Source organism: Brevundimonas sp. (assembly GCF_036676055.1).
Classification (GTDB): Bacteria; Pseudomonadota; Alphaproteobacteria; order Caulobacterales; family Caulobacteraceae; genus Brevundimonas.
The window spans coordinates 25060-38846 of the sequence record NZ_JAKFDS010000019.1; the positions used below are offsets into that span (position 1 = coordinate 25060).

Annotated in this window: 11 protein-coding genes; 5 read left to right on the forward strand and 6 right to left on the reverse strand. The window is 69.5% G+C overall.

The features are described from left to right. Positions 1-82: 82 nt before the first annotated feature. Together V6M45_RS03840 and V6M45_RS03845 are read right to left on the reverse strand one after the other, a co-directional pair. Positions 83-1285 carry an exo-beta-N-acetylmuramidase NamZ family protein gene (locus V6M45_RS03840; RefSeq protein ID WP_332654130.1) on the reverse strand — a complete coding sequence of 401 codons (1203 nt, stop codon included), beginning with the start codon at positions 1283-1285 and terminating at the stop codon, positions 83-85. After that, positions 1282-1818, reverse strand: coding sequence for a DOMON-like domain-containing protein (locus tag V6M45_RS03845; RefSeq protein ID WP_332654131.1), 537 nt, complete (start codon positions 1816-1818; stop codon positions 1282-1284). The genes V6M45_RS03840 and V6M45_RS03845 overlap by 4 nt, the downstream gene beginning before the upstream one ends. A gap of 40 nt (positions 1819-1858) precedes the next feature. Between V6M45_RS03845 and tyrS the strand changes: the two genes are divergently transcribed. The 4 genes from tyrS to V6M45_RS03865 all read left to right on the forward strand — a co-directional run bounded on the left by tyrS (position 1859) and on the right by V6M45_RS03865 (position 5664). Beyond that, positions 1859-3169 (forward strand): tyrosine--tRNA ligase, encoded by a 1311-nt coding sequence (tyrS, locus tag V6M45_RS03850; protein WP_332654132.1) that lies wholly within the window; start codon positions 1859-1861, stop codon positions 3167-3169. Between the two features lie 154 nt (positions 3170-3323). Continuing rightward, complete coding sequence (locus V6M45_RS03855; RefSeq protein ID WP_332654134.1) at positions 3324-3788, forward strand: peroxiredoxin; 465 nt, start codon at positions 3324-3326, stop codon at positions 3786-3788. 231 nt (positions 3789-4019) lie between these two features. After that, entirely contained in the window at positions 4020-5138 is a 1119-nt protein-coding gene (locus tag V6M45_RS03860) for a peptidoglycan DD-metalloendopeptidase family protein (RefSeq protein ID WP_332654135.1), read from the forward strand. Next, the gene (locus V6M45_RS03865) at positions 5122-5664 is read left to right on the forward strand and encodes a bactofilin family protein (RefSeq protein ID WP_332654137.1); all 543 of its coding nucleotides are present in this window, start codon (positions 5122-5124) and stop codon (positions 5662-5664) included. The genes V6M45_RS03860 and V6M45_RS03865 overlap by 17 nt, the downstream gene beginning before the upstream one ends. 49 nt (positions 5665-5713) lie before the next feature. On the opposite strand, the gene prfB is transcribed toward V6M45_RS03865, so the two are convergent. From prfB to V6M45_RS03885, 4 genes are all read right to left on the reverse strand, one after another. Next, positions 5714-6836 (reverse strand): peptide chain release factor 2 gene (gene prfB, locus V6M45_RS03870; RefSeq protein ID WP_332654139.1). Its coding sequence is split into 2 segments (ribosomal slippage): positions 5714-6766 and positions 6768-6836, totalling 1122 coding nucleotides; the frame shifts between segments, so codons are not numbered across the junction. A gap of 136 nt (positions 6837-6972) precedes the next feature. Continuing rightward, a complete protein-coding gene (locus V6M45_RS03875; protein WP_332654140.1) occupies positions 6973-9393 on the reverse strand; it encodes a penicillin-binding protein 1A in 2421 nt (806 codons plus the stop codon). A 31-nt stretch (positions 9394-9424) separates the two neighbouring features. Next, on the reverse strand, positions 9425-10177 hold the full coding sequence (locus tag V6M45_RS03880) for a putative quorum-sensing-regulated virulence factor (RefSeq protein ID WP_332654141.1): 753 nt from the start codon (positions 10175-10177) through the stop codon (positions 9425-9427). 114 nt (positions 10178-10291) lie between these two features. Continuing rightward, positions 10292-11509: an N-acetylmuramoyl-L-alanine amidase family protein gene (locus V6M45_RS03885; RefSeq protein WP_332654142.1), complete on the reverse strand. Its 1218-nt coding sequence runs from the start codon at positions 11507-11509 to the stop codon at positions 10292-10294. A gap of 447 nt (positions 11510-11956) precedes the next feature. On the opposite strand from V6M45_RS03885, the gene V6M45_RS03890 reads away from it, so the two are divergent. After that, positions 11957-13787: Rne/Rng family ribonuclease (locus V6M45_RS03890; RefSeq protein WP_332654144.1), on the forward strand; the 1831-nt coding region annotated here is incomplete at its 3' end.

Sequence of the window (13787 nt, forward strand, 5' to 3'; positions counted from 1 at the left end):
TCGCCAGAGGGGCCCGGTCCGCAATGTCAGGCTATGCGGCCACGTGTGACCGGGCAACGCGACAAACTGTCAGGTCTGCCGCTCAATACAGCAGGAACGGCTTCCGCTCTTCCCGCCACGCCGCCTCGTCCGGCAGGGTCAGGGCGTCCAGGTCCGCCGGCGTCGCCGCCGCGTCGTCGACCCATTCCCTCAGCGCCGGCCCGCCGTTGATCACATCGATGGCCAGCTTGCCGAACGCATATTCGTACGGGAAATCCCGCCACAGGTCATAGTCCGGATACAGCCGCCGGATGGCCTTGAACGCCAGGGCCTGCACCCGCCACGGCCGGAACGCCGCATGGTCGTAGGCCGGCCCGGCGACATGCATCTGCACCCCGTCGCACAGCTTTCCGACATGCTTGTGGAAGGTCGGCTCGAACCAGCAGTCGCGCAGCACGCAGCCCTCCAGCCACGCCGGCGCCAGCGCCTGCATTTCCGCGATCACCGCCCGGGCGTCGATGTCCGGCGCCCCGAACAGCTCCAGCGGCCGGGTCGTGCCGCGGCCCTCCGACAGCGTCGTCCCTTCCAGCATCACCGTCCCGGCGTAGGCCCGCGCCATCGACACATTCGGCGCATTGGGGCTGGGATTGATCCACTCCCGCTCCAGCAAGGGCCAGCCGTATCCCGGTCCCGCCTCGGGCTCCCAGCCCTCCATCTCGATGACGCGGTAGTCGACATCCAGCTTGAACCGGTCGATGAACCACAGCCCCAGCTCGCCCAAGGTCATGCCGTGCCGCATCGGCATCGGCCCGGCCCCGACGAAGCTCTCCCAGCCCGGCCGCAGCGTCAGCCCCTCGACCGGCCGCCCGGCCGGATTGGGCCGGTCCAGCACCCACACCGTCTTGCCGTGCTCCGCCGCGGCCTCGAGCACATAGAGCAGCGTCGTGATGAAGGTGTAGATGCGGCAGCCGAGGTCCTGCAGGTCGACCAGCAGCACGTCGAACGTCTGCATCGAAGCGTCCGTCGGCCGCCGCACCTCGCCGTACAGGCTGAACACCGGAATGCCGTGACGCGGGTCGGTCTCGTCCGGCGTCTCCATCATATTGTCCTGCAGGTCGCCGCGCATGCCGTGCTGCGGCCCGAAGGCGGCGGTCAGTCTGACATCCTCCAGAGCCGCCAGCGCATCCAGCGAATGCGTCAGGTCCGCCGTCACCGAGGCCGGATGCCCCAGCACGGCCACGCGCCGGCCCTTCAACGGGGCCCGCAGCGCGGGGTCGGACAGCAGGCGGTCGAGGCCGGTCTTCATGCGGGCTCCGGAGCAGGCAGGGTCAGAACGAACGAGTCGGAATGGTGGAAGTCCGGCTGCGCGGCCGGATGGGCCAGCGCCCACCAGGCCTTGCCGCCGTCGGCGTCCTCGATGACAGCCGAAAGCCCGAGTCGCCAGTCGGACCGGGCCAGCCCGGGCACGTCTCCAAGGTCGATCAGGGCCTCAAGTTCGTGGCGGTCGGGATACGACCGGCTCTCGATCCGCGGCGACGGCATATCGAGAGGCTCCATCCGCTCGCGATAGCCGTCGAACCCATAGGCGGCCCAGCGCGTCGAGGGCGACAGGTTGATCTCGTAGTAGACGTCGTCGGACGGCTCCCGGATGAAGGCTTCGAGGCAGGTATGCCGCCACAGGTGATCGACCCGCGCCGACTCCGCCATCGGCGGCAGCCGCAGTTCGTCGGCCGGGGCGTGAATCACATACAGCAGGGCCAGCCGCGCGGGCTGCGGACGCCAGGCGGTCACCTCCACCCGCGAGGCCGCCTCGCCGACGGAGTCCGCGTGGCGCAGCATAGACCGTCGCTGTCCGGACGTTCCGGCGGTTCGCGCTTCCATGCCCTCGTGCTACACGCCCCTTCCCTCCCAAGCCAAGCCTGATCCCGTCATGACCGCCGAGCCCGCCTTCAAGTCCGCCTTCCTCCAGACCCTGCAGGCGCGCGGCTACATTCATCAGGTCACCCACCCGGCCGAGCTCGATGAATCCGCCGCGTCCGGCGTGATCACCGGCTACATCGGCTTCGACGCCACCGCCCCCTCCCTGCACGTCGGCAGCCTGATCCAGATCATGATGCTGCGCCGTCTGCAGCAGGCCGGCCACAAGCCGATCGTCCTGATGGGCGGCGGCACCACCAAGGTCGGCGACCCGACCGGCAAGGACGCCTCCCGGCCCCAGCTGACCGACGAGACCATCCAGGCGAACATCGCCTCGATCCGCACCGTGTTCGAGAAATTCCTCGTCTTCGGCGACGGCCCGACCGACGCGGTCATGCTCGACAACGACGCATGGCTGTCGACCTACGGCTACGTCCAGTTCCTGCGCGAATACGGCACGCACTTCACGGTCAACCGGATGCTGGCCTTCGACTCGGTCAAGCTGCGGCTGGAACGCGAACAGCCGATGACCTTCCTCGAGTTCAACTACATGCTGATGCAGTCGGTGGACTTCCTCGAGCTGAACCGGAAGCTGGGCTGCACCCTGCAGATGGGCGGCTCGGACCAGTGGGGAAACATCGTCTCGGGGGTCGACCTTGTCCGCCGCGTCGACCACAAGGCCGCCTTCGGCCTGACCACGCCCCTGCTGACCACGGCCTCGGGCGGCAAGATGGGCAAGACCGCCCAGGGCGCGGTCTGGCTCAACGCCGAACAGCTGTCGCCGTACGACTACTGGCAGTTCTGGCGCAACGTCGACGACGCCGACGTCGGCAAATTCCTGCGCCTGTTCACCGACCTGCCGCTGGACGAGATCGCCCGCCTCGAGGCGCTTCAGGACGCCGCCATCAACGACGCCAAGAAGGCCCTCGCCGACGCGGCCACGACCATGCTGCACGGCGCCGACGCCGCCGCCCACGCCCGCGGCGCCGCCGAGGCCGCCTTCGAACAGGGCAAACTGTCCGCCGATCTGCCGACCGTCGAACTGCCGCGTGACGAGGTCGTCGGCGCCATGATCGCCGCCGTCGCGACCAAGGCCGGCCTGACCGCCTCGAACGGCGAGGCCCGCCGCCTCGCCCAGGGCGGCGGCCTGCGCCTGAACGACGAAGCCATCGCCGACGGCGCCCGCCTGGTCGAGGCCGCCGACGTCAACGCCGACGGCGTGCTGAAACTGGCCGCCGGCAAGAAGAAGATCGTGCTGGTCAAACCCGTTTAGCCCTCGCCGTCACCCTCGGGCATGACCCGGGGGCCAGACGGTCCGGTGCTGCGTCGAAGGTCGCGGGCCGACGGCCTCGGGGCCATCCATCGGGCGCACAGTCCGCCTCAACATCTGATCCTCGGGTCAAGCCCGAGGATGACGGGAGCAGAAAATGGAAATTACCGAAGGCCACCCGGTCCCCGCCTTCGACATGGCGACCGACGGCGACGGCCGCGTCTCGTCCGGCGCCCTGAAGGGCAAGGCGCATGTGCTCTATTTCTACCCCAAGGCCGACACCCCCGGCTGCACCACGGAAGGGCAGGACTTCTCCGCCCTGGCCGACGACTTCGCCGCCGCCGGCGCGGCGGTGATCGCCGTCTCGCGCGACCCGGTGAAGAAGCTCGACCGCTTCAAGGCCAAATACGATCTCAGGGTCGTGCTCGCCTCGGACGAGCCGGGCGAGGTCACGGAGTCCTTCGGCGTCTGGGTCGAGAAATCCCTCTACGGCCGCGTCTACATGGGCGTCGAGCGAGCCACCTTCCTGATCGACGCGGCGGGCGTGGTCCGGCGCGTCTGGCGCAAGGTCAAGGTCAAGGGTCACGCCGCCGAAGTGCTGGAGGCCGTCCGGGCGCTCTGAAGACGGACGAATCTACGTCGCGCCAGATGTAACGGGCGTTCCACAGATTCGCGGATACGCCTGTCAGGCGAAGATCTGGGCCGAATACCGTCGAAGTTCGCGTGAAGGCCCGGCAGAATGGTTAACAAGTCATGAACGGACTTGTAACCAATATCGATGATAGCGCATAACGCCCGCCGTGCGTGGGGGCATGGCTTAATGACCGAGCAGACGACTGAGAACCGGTCTCTGATGGGTCGGTGGTTTCCGACCCGATACCTGTATCTGCGTGACGGCGACGACGTCCGCGCATGGGCTCTGACCCCCGGTCGTCAGGCGCTCGGCGCCGCCGCCGCCGTCCTGATCGGCGGCTGGTGCCTGGTCGCCTCGGGCGGCTTCGCCTGGGACCTCGTCATGCAGAGCCAGGCCGACCGCACGGTCGCCCGCGCCCGCGCCGCCTCCGAACGCCTCAACGCCGACCTGCAGGCCCGGCTGGACAGCGCCGTGGTGCGCATGACCGCGACCACCGGCTCGCTCGACGAGATGGCCCAGATGGTCGAACGCCGGCACGCCGCCCTGACCCAGGTCATGGGCATGTTCCGCGGCGTCGACGGGGCCCAGGCGGCCCTGGCCCCCTCGCCCTCCCTCGATCCCGCCGACCATACGCCGGTCCAGCGCATGCTGGCCGTCCGGATGGATCAGGAGCGCCTGATCGACCGCGCCGAGACCGTGGCCCAGACCCGCGCCGAGCGCCTGCGTCTGGCCTTCCGCCTGGCCGGACTGAACCCCTCGGCCTATGCGCCCCGCAGCGGCGCGGGACTCGGCGGGCCGCTGGTCGAGGCCCGCGATCCCCGGGCCCTCGCCGCCATCCTCGACGTCGACGAGGCTTTCGCCGTGCGCATCCGCCGGGCCGCCGACAATCTGTCGGACATGCGCGGCCTGGCCGACGCCGCCGAGGGCATGCCGTTCCACCGGCCGACCGACGCCCGGACCACCTCCGGCTTCGGCGTCCGCTTCGATCCGTTCAACAGCCGCCCCGCCCTGCATCAGGGTCAGGATTTCGCCGCCCCGCTCAACACCCCGATCCGCGCGCCGGCTCCCGGCATCGTGTCTTTCGTCGGCGTTCGTTCAGGGTATGGCAACACCGTCGAGATAGACCACGGACGCGGGTTCAAGACGCGTTTCGCTCATCTCAACGCCATGGCCGTCCGCCCCGGCCAGCGCGTCGCGCTGGGTCAGCGCGTCGGGGCCATGGGCACGACCGGACGTTCCACCGGCGTTCACCTGCACTATGAGGTGTGGATGAACGGCCGCCCGCAAAACCCCGCCCGCTTCATGAGAGCCGGAGACCAACTTGTTCAACAGGACTAAATCCCCCGCCCCGCAGCCCCGCTCTGACGCGGCCCCCGCCATTCCGCCGCTGCCCGACCTGCCGGCCCCGGGCGCGCCCGCTTCGGCCTCCGGGTCGGCGGCCCGTCCCGCGACCTCGCCCGTCTCGCAGCGGGGTCTGTCGACCCTGTCCGCCGACCTCCAGTTCGACGGCTCCATCTCGGGCGGCGGCGACCTGCAGATCGACGGTTCGATCAAGGGCGACGTGCGCGTCGGCCGCCTGATCGTCGGCGAGACCGGCGCCATCGAGGGCGGCGTCTCGGCCGACTATGTCGAGGTCCGCGGCCGGATCGTCGGCAATGTCTCGGGCAAGCAGGTCAAGCTGATCGCCACGGCCTATGTCGATGGCGACATCACCGCCGAGCAACTGTCGATCGACATCGGCGCCTATTTCCAGGGCCGCGTCCTGCAGGGCCGCCGCGAGGCTCCCGCCGCCGCGCCCAAGCCCGCGGCTCCGGCCCCGGCCCAGCCCGCGCCGCAGGTCATCGACATGAAGCCGTCGGCCTGATCCTCGCGGTCTCAAGACAAAAGGCCCCGGAGCGATCCGGGGCCTTTTTCTATTCGACGGTGCTGCCGCGCGTCTCGCCTACCCGGGCCGCCAGGGCCGCGCCCATGAAGGCGTCCAGGTCGCCGTCCAGCACCCCTTGCGTGTCCGAGGTCTCGACGTTGGTCCTCAGGTCCTTGACCATCTGGTACGGCTGCAGGACGTAGCTGCGGATCTGGTGCCCCCAGCCGATGTCGGTCTTGGCGTCGGCCAGCGCCTGGGCCGCCGCCTCGCGCTTCTGCAGCTCCAGCTCGTACATCCGCGCGCGCAGCATCTTCCACGCCTGTTCGCGGTTCTGGTGCTGCGAGCGGCCGGCCTGGCAGGCCACGACCGTATTGGTCGGAATGTGCGTCAGGCGCACCGCCGAGTCGGTCTTGTTGATGTGCTGGCCGCCGGCCCCCGAGGCCCGGTAGGTATCGGTGCGCACGTCGGAAGGGTTGATGTCGATCTCGATGGTGTCGTCGACCACCGGCGAGACCCCGATCGAGGCGAACGAGGTATGGCGCTTGGCCGCCGCGTCATAGGGGCTGATGCGCACCAGCCGGTGCACGCCCGACTCCGACTTCAGCCAGCCGTAGGCGTTGGGCCCCTTGATCAGGATGGTGGCGGACTTGATCCCGGCCTGTTCGCCGCCCTCTTCCGCCTCGATCTCGACCTCATAGCCGTGGGCCCGGGCCCAGCGGCTGTACATGCGCAGCAGCATGCCGGCCCAGTCGTTGGACTCGGTGCCGCCGGCCCCGGAGTTCACTTCAAGATAGGCGTCGTTGCCGTCGGCCTCGCCGGATAGCAGGGCTTCGAGCTCGGCGCGGGCGGCGCGCTCCTTGATCGCCTTCAGCTGGGCGCGGGCCTCCTCGAGGGTGGCCTCGTCGCCCTCCTCGTCGGCCATATCGGCCAGCATGACCCCGTCCTCGAGGCCCTGCTCCATCTCGCGGACGGTGTTGATCTGGCTCTCCAGCCGCGAGCGCTCGCGGCTGACGGCCTGGGCCTCGTCGGGCTTGTCCCACAGCGTCGGGTCCTCGACCCGGGCGTTCAGCTCATCCAGTTTTCGAAGCGCGACATCCCAGTCAAAGACGCCTCCTGAGCAGAGCGACGCTCTGCTCGATGTCGGCCTTCATGGCCTCGACATCCGGTCTCATCGCATTCTCCGGCGATACAAAGGTGAGGCGCGGACATAGGGGAAGAGTGAGGCGCCAGGCAACAGGCAACAGGCAGAAGGATTGGCGCGGTTCTCGCCCACCCCCGAACGCCCCTGCTGCCTGTTGCCTGCTGCCTCTAGTACAGCCCGCTCAGATCCTCCGCCGGCTCCTTCTTGGCCGGAGGTGGCGTCACGGGCGGCGGTTCGGCGGTCGAGGGCGGCTGGCCCGCCGCCTCTTCCTGCTCGCGCCGCAGCACTTCGTTATAGTTCTGCGGCCCGGTCGGGACCTCGCGGCGCGGCTGCTCCTCCTCGCGGCGGCGCTCGGTGCCGGGGCGGAACGCTTCCTCGATGCCGTTGACGGTGCGGAACACGGCGTTGCGAGGCCGCACGAAGGGTCGCGCCGGCCGCTTCTTCAGCGCCACCTGCATGAAGTCGTTGAACACCGGCACCGGCCCGGTCGCCCCCGTCTCGCCGGAGCCCAGCGGCCGGTTGTCGTCGAAGCCGATGAAGACCCCGACCACGATGTCGGACGAGAAGCCGACAAACCAGGCCGAGCGGTATTCGTTGGTCGTGCCGGTCTTGCCCCCGACCCAGCGGCCGAGGCCGCGGGCGCTGGCGGCGGTGCCGCGCTGGACCACGCCCTCCAGCATCGAGCTCATCTGATAGGCGGTGATCGGATCGATCACCTGGGTTCCGCGCGGCTCCAGCCGAGGCGACTCCTGGCCGCTGAACGGGCGGCTGCAGTCGCGGCAGCGCCGCTCGTCGGCGCGGAAGATGGTCTCGCCGTTCCGGTCCTGGACCACCTCGATCAGATAGGGGTCGATCTTGCGCCCGCCGTTGACGAAGGCGGCGTAGGCGGCGGTCAGGCGATAGGGGGTCGTCTCCCCCGCCCCCAGCGACACTGAAAGGTTCGGCTGCAGCGTGTCCGACACACCCATCTTCTTCGACAGGTCGACGATGTTCTGCATGCCCACGGCCTGGGCCAGGCGCACGGTCATGACGTTGCGCGACAGCTCCAGCCCGCGCCGCAGCGACTGCGGCCCATAATATTCCCGGCTGTAGTTCTCGGGGCTCCAGCGGGTGCCGTTCGGGCCGCCGGCGAAGCTGATCGGCGCGTCCAGCACGATCGAGGCCGGGGTGTAGTCGCCCTCCAGCGCCGCCGCATAGACGAACGGCTTGAAGGCCGAGCCCGGCTGCCGCTCGGCCTGGGTCGCGCGGTTGAAGCTGGACAGGGCGTAGGAATAGCCCCCCACCATGGCCAGCACCCGCCCGGAGTGCGGCTCGATCGCCACCAGCGCCCCGTTGACCGCGGGCACCTGTTTCAGGGCGAATTGGCCGCCGCTCGGCTCGACGAAGATCATGTCGCCGCGCTTCAGCGGCCGGTTGGCGTTGGCCCAGGCCGCGTCGGCGCTGAGCAGGGTCCCGGTCGAGCCGTCGGCGGCCAGACGCACCCGCACCGCATTGCCCGAGACGCTCTCGACCGCCGCCGCGCGCCATGCCCGACGTTCCGGCGGACGGGTCTGGTCCAGCGCCTTCTCCTGCCAGCCCTCGGCGAAGTCCGTCGTGCCCCACGGCCCACGCCAGCCGTGGCGGCGGTCGTAGTTCTCCAGCCCCTTCATCAGGGCGTTGCGCGCCGCAGACTGCAGCTCGGGGTCGAGGGTGGTGCGCAGATAATAGCCGCCGCGGTTGATCTCCTCGTCGCCGAACTGGGCATGCGCCCGCCGGCGCGCCTCCTCGACGAAGAAGTCGGCGTCGGAGTACTGGGCCCGCCTCGGCGCGTCCTGGGTCACCAGCGGCCGTGCGCGCGCCGCAGCCAATTCCTCGCGGGTGATGAAGCCGCTCTGCTCCATCTCGCCCAGCACCCAGTCGCGCCGTCCCTTGGCCGCGCCCGGATGGCGCTTCGGATGATAGTTGTTCGGCCCCTTCGGCAGGGCCGCCAGAAACGCCGCCTCGTCCGAACTCAGTTGATCCAGCGACTTGCCGAAATAGTTGTAGGCCGCCGCCGCCACCCCGTACGAGCGATAGCCGAGGAAAATCTCGTTCAGATACAGCTCGAGGATCTGCGGCTTGGTCAGGGTCGCTTCCAGCCGGTTGGCCAGGATGGCTTCCTTGACCTTGCGGTTGATGCTCGTTTCGTTGGTCAGCAGCACGTTCTTGGCGACCTGCTGGGTGATGGTCGAGCCGCCCTCCAGCCGCCGCCCGGTGGCCGCGTTGAACACGTTCTTGAACATGGCCCGGCCCAGGCCCGAGACATCGACCCCGCCGTGGCTGAAGAAGTTGCGGTCCTCGGCGGCGAGGAAGGCCTGCACCACCGGCTCCGGGATCTGCTCGTACGACACATAGATGCGTCGCTCGTCCGAGAACTCGCCGATCAGGGTCCCGTCGCTGGCATAGACGCGCGTCGCCGTCGCCGGCCGGTAGTCGGCCAGGTCCGAGGCGTCAGGCAGGGCGTGGAACAGCCAGGCGGCGTAGATCGCCACGATCATCCCGGCCAGCGCGATCGCGGCCAGCAGGCCGACGCCCGCCATCACGAACCAGCGTTCGGCAATCTTCACCATCTACTCCGAATGACGCGCCCGGCCGGCAGGTTTAGCCCGCGTCGGCGCCCGCCGCCAGTGGCCCCGTGGCGCCTCCCGTCACATCCCCGGCCCGGCGCGCCAATTCCCGCCGCGCAGCGGCCACGACATCGGCGTCCATATCCCCCTGCCCGGCCATCCAGCGCAGATAGTCCTCCGGCGCCTCGGCCCACGCCCGCCCGCGGTGCTTGCCGAACGGGATCCGGTCCAGCCTTCGCGGTTCGCGCGTCCATTCCAGCATCTGCTCGACGCTGGCCTCCTTCAGCAGATCGATCAGCAGATGCGCCGTCACCCAGGCGTCCGGCCCCGCCCGGTGCGCCGGATTGGCCAGCGCCGGGTCCAACCTCAGCCCGCGCCAGTAGCGCAGCACCTGGTTCGAATGCCCCGGCGCCTGCGGCCACACCTGCTTCGCCGCCCGTACGGTGCAGATCCATGGCAGGCCGCCGGTCGCCGTATCGGCGATGAACCCCCGCTCGAACCGCGCGCTGTGCGCCACCATCACATCCGCCGGCTCGGCCATCAGCATCTCACGCAGCCGGTATTCGTCGCAGTGCGGATCGTCGTCGCAGAAGTCGTCCGGCGTCAGATGATGCACCGCCATGGCGTGGAAGGAGATTTGGTCCCGCGGCCGGAACAGCCGCGACACGGGCGGCGCGGCGACCCAGCCGCCCGCGCCATCCGGCACGACATCCACCACCCCGACCTCGATAATCTCGGCGGTCCGGTCCCCGCCGGTGGTTTCAAGATCGACGACACGGAGGCGCATGGGTGGGAGATAGGGGATGGTGGCGTGGAACGAAGCGATTAGCTGTCAATAATCGCCTTTCCTTCCTCAAACCGCCGCCATGGCTGGAGCCGGACCTGGTGCTGTGACCAGCCCTCAGTTCGCCCCCGCCCCGGCCGCCGCGGCCATCTGCAGCTCGCCGGCGGGTTCGCGGAAATAGCGGTCGATGCCCTCGGCCACGGCGCGCATCAGCCGGCGCCGGGCGCGGCTGTCGTTCAACAGCCGCTCGTCCTCGGGATTGGTGATGAAGCCCATCTCCAGCAGCACCGCCGGCACGTCGGGGGCCAGCAGCACGGCCAGGCCGGCGTCGCGGTGGCTGCGCCGCAGCAGCGGATGGTCCGCGCCCTCGAGTTCGCCCAGCAGGGTGCGGGCCAGCTGGGCCGAGCGGTTCTGGGTCGCGCGCTGGGTCATGTCCAGCAGGATGCGGTCGACCGAGGCGTCGCGCCCCGGCAGGTTCAGGCTGCGCTGCCAATTTTCGCCGCGGGTGAATTCGCGCACGGCCCGGCCGGCGCCCTGTTCCGACAGGGTGTAGACGCTGGCTCCGCGCACGGCCGGATCGGCTCCGGCGTCGGCGTGCAGGCTGATGAACAGGTCGGCGCCCGCCTGGCGGGCGATGGCCACGCGGCGGTCGAGGGCGACATAGGCGTCGCTGTCGCGGGTCATGCGCACGCGGTAGCGGCCGCCGCGTTCCAGCTCCGCCTTCAGGGCCCGGGCGGCGGCGAGGGTGACGGCGCTTTCGCGGGTGTCGGCGCCCTGGGCCCCGGGGTCGCGGCCGCCATGGCCGGCGTCGATGACGATCAGGGGCCGCTCGGCCCGGCGCGGCGCCTCGGCCCGGCGTTCCGGGCGGCGGGTCGGAGCCCGGCCCGTGGCCTTCAGGTCGATGACATAGCGGTAGTGAGCGATGCCGTCGCCGGGCGGCAGCAGGAAGCGGCGCTCGATCTCGGCGCTTGTCGCCAGGTCCAGTTCGATGCGCGAGGCGGCCCCGGCCCCGGCGACCCGGAAATCGCGCACCAGCCCCTGCCCGGTCCCGCTGCGGCGGTCGGGCGGCGACACGCCGGCGAGGCTCAGCACCACCTGGCCGTCATCGCCCGACTGGATCACCTGGCCGCGCGCGGTGCGATCGAGGTCGATCACCACCCGGGTGCGCTCGGCGTCGCCGCCGAAGCGCACGCGCAGGATCTCGCCCATGCTGCCCGAGGCCAGCCCTCGCCCCGCCGCCAGCAGGGCGATGACGAACACCAGCACGCCCGCGACGGCCAGAACCCGCTCGCGAACGCCCCATCCGGCCCAGTTGATACGCGACAGCCCGTACATTCCGACGGAGACCCACCTTGTTGGTTGGCCCGATCATGCCCCATCGTGGTCGCCAACGGGTTAAAGCCGGCGCGCCTTTTCATTCACGGGCATCATGCCTATGCTTGCATCGCTCGCGAACGATCGCGTCTCCCGAACCTTCGGGACCGGACGCGCCCTCCTCGCGGCATGACTTTCACTGATCCGAGAGCCGGACGGGCCTGCCCGCCGATTCGACGACCGGGTCCGGGACGCCCCTATCGACGGCGCGTCCGGGCCCAGGACCGTACTGAACCCCCATGGGCCATATCGCCTGCGCTCCCTTCCGGTCCGACTGGACCGACCTCGCCTCCGGCCCCTGCCGCGGCGACGGGATCGCGCTCGCCTGCGCCCGTCATCCCAATCCCATTCGGCGAGCCGCCTCACCCCCCAGCGGGGATGGCCGAGCGCGCCAGAAAGCAATTCTCCATGTCAAAGACCATGTTGATCGACGCCGCCCACGCGGAGGAAACTCGCGTTGCGATCGTCGAGGGCCGTCAGATCGAGGAATTCGACTTTGAATCCCGCTCGAAGCGTCAGCTTCGGGGCAACATCTATCTCGCCAAGGTCACCCGCGTAGAGCCCAGCCTGCAGGCCGCCTTCGTCGAATACGGCGGCAACCGCCACGGCTTCCTCGCCTTCAACGAGATCCACCCCGACTACTATCAAATCCCGGTCGCCGACCGCGAAGCCATCATGGCCGAGGCGGCGACGGACGAGGATGATCACGACGACCTGGGCCGCGAAAGCGACGACGGCGAGTCCGAAGGCGGCATGGCCGAGGAAGAGCGGCTCAAGCGCCGCCTGATGCGCCGCTACAAGATCCAGGACGTCATCAAGCGCCGCCAGGTCATGCTGGTCCAGGTCGTCAAGGACGAGCGTGGCGGCAAGGGCGCGGCCCTGACCACCTGGCTGTCCCTGGCCGGCCGCTACTGCGTGCTCATGCCCAACACCGGCAAGGGCGGCGGCATCTCGCGCAAGATCACCCAGGCCTCGGACCGCAAGCGCCTCAAGGCCGCCGCGGCCGCTCTGGACGTGCCGCACGGCATGGGCCTGATCATCCGCACCGCCGGTGCCAAACGCACCAAGGCCGAGATCAAGCGCGACTACGAATATCTGCTGCGCCTGTGGGAGACGATCCGCGAAACCACTCTCGCCTCCAACGCCCCCTCGCTGATCTATGAGGAAGAAAACCTCGTCCGCCGCGCCGTGCGCGACATGTTCGACAAGGATTTCGACGGCATCCAGGTCGAGGGCGTCGAGGGCTTCAAGGAGGCGCGCGACTTCATGCGGGTGCTGATGCCCTCGCAGTCGAAGAAGGTGCACCTGTACCAGGGCGCCCGGCCGCTGTTCGCCTCCAACGGCATCGAGGAGATGCTGACCCAGATCCACCAGCCGACCGTGCCGCTGAAGTCGGGCGGCTATCTGGTGATCAACCAGACCGAGGCCCTGGTCGCCATCGACGTCAACTCCGGACGCGCCACCAAGGAGCGCAACGTCGAGGCAACGGCTTTCAAGACCAATATGGAAGCCGCCGTCGAGGCCGCCCGCCAGCTGCGCCTGCGCGACCTCGCCGGCCTGATCGTCATCGACTTCATCGACATGGACGAGTCGAAGAACAATCGGGCGGTCGAGAAGGCGCTGAAGGACGCGCTGGCCAAGGATCGCGCCCGCATCCAGATGGGCCGCATCTCGGGCTTCGGCCTGATGGAGATCAGCCGCCAGCGCCGCCGTCTCGGCGTGATCGAGGGCGCCACCGAGGTCTGCCCGCACTGCCAGGGCGCGGGTCGCATCCGCTCGGCCGAAAGCGCCGCCCTGATGACCCTGCGCGGCGTCGACATCGAGGCCGGCCGCCACGGCGCAGGCTCGGTCACCCTGCGCGTCTGCACCGCGGTCGCCCTCTACATCCTGAACCACAAGCGCGATTACCTGCAGCGCCTGCTGACCCAGCGCGGCCTCAACGTCATCATCCAGATCGACGACAGCCTCGCCCAGGGCGAACACGCCATCGAGCGCACCGAGACCAATGAGGACTTCACCCCTCCGGAAGGGGTCGAGACCTTCATCGACCTCGACGACGGCTTCGACGACAGCGCTTACGCGGATGACGAAGAGGACGAAGACGAGTTCTTCGACGACGTCGTGGAAGACGACGAAGACGCCCTCGGCGGCGAGGACGCCGTTGATGGCGAGGCCCGCGAGCGGCCCGAACGTGTCGAGGGCGAGCGCGGCCGCGGTCGCGGTCGCCGCCGCCGCGGCG

Excerpts from the sequence above, each read along its gene's own strand:
- V6M45_RS03840 (WP_332654130.1), bottom strand. The coding sequence starts at position 1,285 with ATGAAGACCGGCCTCGACCGCCTGCTGTCCGACCCCGCGCTGCGGGCC.
- V6M45_RS03845 (WP_332654131.1), bottom strand. The coding sequence starts at position 1,818 with ATGCTGCGCCACGCGGACTCCGTCGGCGAGGCGGCCTCGCGGGTGGAG.
- tyrS (WP_332654132.1), top strand. The coding sequence starts at position 1,859 with ATGCCCTCGTGCTACACGCCCCTTCCCTCCCAAGCCAAGCCTGATCCC.
- V6M45_RS03855 (WP_332654134.1), top strand. The coding sequence starts at position 3,324 with ATGGAAATTACCGAAGGCCACCCGGTCCCCGCCTTCGACATGGCGACC.
- V6M45_RS03860 (WP_332654135.1), top strand. The coding sequence starts at position 4,020 with ATGGGTCGGTGGTTTCCGACCCGATACCTGTATCTGCGTGACGGCGAC.
- V6M45_RS03875 (WP_332654140.1), bottom strand. The coding sequence starts at position 9,393 with ATGGTGAAGATTGCCGAACGCTGGTTCGTGATGGCGGGCGTCGGCCTG.
- V6M45_RS03880 (WP_332654141.1), bottom strand. The coding sequence starts at position 10,177 with ATGCGCCTCCGTGTCGTCGATCTTGAAACCACCGGCGGGGACCGGACC.
- V6M45_RS03885 (WP_332654142.1), bottom strand. The coding sequence starts at position 11,509 with ATGTACGGGCTGTCGCGTATCAACTGGGCCGGATGGGGCGTTCGCGAG.